3 protein-coding genes are annotated in these 3276 nt (G+C 60.4%); 1 reads left to right on the forward strand and 2 read right to left on the reverse strand.

Annotated features, from left to right (window positions below; genetic code table 11):
• On the forward strand, nt 1-1554 hold a 1554-nt coding region (locus AC2VNK_RS07350), incomplete at its 5' end, for a glycoside hydrolase family 94 protein (protein WP_486883319.1).
• Nucleotides 1555-1593: 39 nt separating this feature from the next.
• Here the strand turns inward: AC2VNK_RS07350 and hemN are convergent.
• Together hemN and AC2VNK_RS07360 are read right to left on the reverse strand one after the other, a co-directional pair.
• Complete coding sequence (gene hemN / locus AC2VNK_RS07355) at nt 1594-2985, reverse strand: oxygen-independent coproporphyrinogen III oxidase (RefSeq protein WP_486883320.1); 1392 nt, start codon at nt 2983-2985, stop codon at nt 1594-1596.
• Between the two features lie 39 nt (nt 2986-3024).
• Nucleotides 3025-3276: LysR substrate-binding domain-containing protein (locus AC2VNK_RS07360; protein ID WP_486883321.1), on the reverse strand; the 252-nt coding region annotated here is incomplete at its 5' end.

A 3276-nucleotide genomic window follows, 5' to 3' on the forward strand; every position in this document is an offset into this window, starting at 1 on the left:
GCCGGAAGAGAGGGTGCCCGGCAGGCCTTGGCCGGTGTGCGGGAGTACTGGAACCGCACCCTGGGCACCCTATATGTGGAAACACCGGACCCCGCGCTGAATGTTTTGGCGAACGGCTGGCTGGTCTACCAGACCATCTCCAGCAGACTCTGGGGCCGCAGCGGCACCTATCAGTCGGGCGGGGCCTACGGTTTCCGCGATCAATTACAAGACACCATGGCCCTGATCCACACTACACCTTGGCTGGCCCGCGAGCATCTGATCCGTTGCGCAGGACGCCAATTCCGTCAGGGCGATGTCCAGCACTGGTGGCACCCGCCCTACGGCCAGGGCGTCCGTACGCATTTCTCGGACGACTATCTCTGGTTACCTTATGCAACCTGTCGTTTTGTGATGACGACCGGGGACAGCGGTGTACTCGACGAAACCATTCACTTTCTTGAAGGCCGCGAGCTGAACCGGGAGGAGGAGTCCTATTACGACCAGCCGCAGCAATCTGCCGAATCCGCCACCCTCTATGATCATTGCGTGCGGGCGCTTAAAAACGGATTGCGATTTGGTGCGCATGGATTGCCGCTGATGGGCTGTGGCGACTGGAATGATGGGATGAATCTGGTGGGCCGTGAGGGCCGTGGCGAAAGCGTATGGCTCGCATGGTTCCTGATTCAGAATCTGCAACAGTTTGCGGAACTCGCGCGTAATCGGGGTGATACCGCCGTCGTTGATCTTTGTACGGAACAAGCAGCCCGCTTACAGAACAGCGTAGAAAAAAATGCCTGGGACGGCGACTGGTATCGGCGGGCCTATTTTGATGACGGTACCCCCCTGGGCTCTGCCACGAATGACGAATGCCAGATAGATTCCATCAGCCAGAGCTGGGCCGTTCTTTCCGGGGCGGGCGACCCCTTGCGGGCGCGACAGGCCATGGCGGCTGTCGATGAGCACCTGGTCCGTCGCGATGCACAACTGATCCAACTACTGACCCCACCCTTCGACCATTCAGTACTTGAACCCGGCTATATCAAAGGCTATGTACCCGGAGTGCGCGAGAATGGCGGGCAATATACCCATGCCGCCATCTGGGCCACCATGGCTTATGCCCAAATGGGCGACAAGGCACGTGCCTGGGAATTGTTCAACATGCTCAACCCCGTCCATCACGGGAGCAGTCCAGAAGCGATTGCCCGCTATAAGGTAGAGCCCTACGTGATGTGCGCCGATATTTATGGCGCCGTACCGCACATCGGTCGTGGCGGCTGGACCTGGTACACCGGGGCGGCGGGCTGGATGTACCGATTGATTGCCGAGACCTTGCTGGGCCTGTCCCTTGAAGTCGATCACCTGCGTATCACGCCCTGCGTCCCCGCGGACTGGAAGTTCTATAAGGTTCACTACCGCTACCGCGACACCCTGTACCATATCACCGTCCATTGCGATGGCGTCCCGTCAGCGCGGGGGCCGCACCTTATCGTGGACGGTGCTGAATTACCGCAAAACCGGATTCCGCTCGTGGATGATCGCCGCGAGCACAATGTCGATGTCTACCTGGATTAAATGCAGATCAGGTACAGCCTGGACCCCACAGCGAGTCGCTCAAATCACCCGCGAGTAGCGCACTGACTTCTGCGCGAGATAGGCGTCGAAGGCCATGCAGATGTGGCGGATCAGCAGCCGTCCCTGCGGAGTGACCGTCAGGGCGTGGGCGCCAAGATGCAGGAGTCCGTCATTCGCCATGGCCTCTAGGGCGGGCAGGCTGGCCGCGAAATGCTGCCGAAAATCCAGATCAAACTGCCGGTTCAGCGCAGCAAAATCCAGACTAAAGTCGCAGATCAGGCGGGTGATGATGTGGCGACGCAGCAGGTCCTCGTCGCTCAGACGCAGGCCGCGCTCCACTGGTAAGTGACCGCTGTCCAGGGTGGCACCCCAGGTGTCCAGATCCTTGATATTCTGACTGTAGGTGGGGCCGACCATGGCGATGGCGCTCATCCCGAAGGCCAGCAGATCCGTCCCGGCATGGGTGGAGTAGCCCTGAAAATTGCGATACAGACTGCCTTCCCGCTGCGCGATGGCCAACTCGTCATCGGGCAGGGCGAAATGATCCATGCCGATGTAGAGATAACCGGCCTGCTGCAGGGTGGCAATGCTTTCGGCGAGGATGCGCAGCTTGGTGTCCGGGCTGGGGATGTTCGCGTCGGGAATCCGCTTTTGCGGCGGAAACCGCTCTGGCAGATGGGCATAATTAAAGACGGACAGGCGGTCCGGGCGCAAGGCGAGAACCGCCTCCAGCGTCTGGGCAAAGCTTTCCGGGGTCTGCAGGGGCAGTCCGTAGATCAGGTCGAGGCTGACGGAGCGAAAGCCAAGCTGGCGCGCCTCGTCGATGACACCCGCAGTGAGTGCGAAACTCTGTTCGCGATGCACAGCTTTCTGCACCGCCGCGTCCAGATCCTGTACCCCGATGCTGATGCGGTTGAAACCAAAGTCGCGGAGGAGGCGGAGGGTGCCGGGCTCCAATGCGCGCGGGTCGATTTCGATGCCATATTCGCCCTGATCATCCGGGAGCAGATGAAAGTGTTTACCGATGCTGTCCAACAGGAGGGTCATGTCGTCGCGACGCAGAAAGGTGGGCGTGCCGCCGCCGAAATGCAGTTGGTCCACGGGACGGCTGCCGTCAATATGGGCGCGCGTCAGGGCCATCTCCCGGTCCAAATGGGCGACATAAGGCGTCCCCCATTCGTGATGGCGGGTGACTACTTTGGTGCAGGCGCAATAAAAACACAGATGCTCGCAGAAGGGGATGTGAAAGTAGAGGGAAAGCGGCCGCCCGCTGGCGTTGGAGTCGTCGAGTGCGCCTTGCAGTGCCTTTTCATCGAATCCTTCGCCGAAATGGGGGGCTGTGGGGTACGAGGTGTAGCGCGGCCCCGGCTGGTCGTAATGGCGGATGAGTTCGGGGTCAAAAATCAGGCTCTGGGTAGGATTTATGGTCATCGGTTTTCGGCTCCGTCTAAACGCGCTGTTGCAGGGCGATCATACGCCCGGAATATCTTTTACCCCAAACAGATTGGCCGCCACGCTGGCGCGGATTTCGGCGAGAAAAGCCTGCATGTGCGGTTGCTCCGCCTGCTCGGTGGTGGTCGCGGCCTGCAGAGTTTGCCAGAGACCCTGTGGTCCCAGAGGAATGGCGCGCACGTAGTTTTTCTCCCCGTAGCTTCCCACCGCCCAGGCGGGTAGCGCGGCGATGCCCTGTCCGGAGGCCACCAACTGGAGGATGATGACCGT

Source organism: Acidithiobacillus sp. TH-A35, assembly GCF_057473505.1.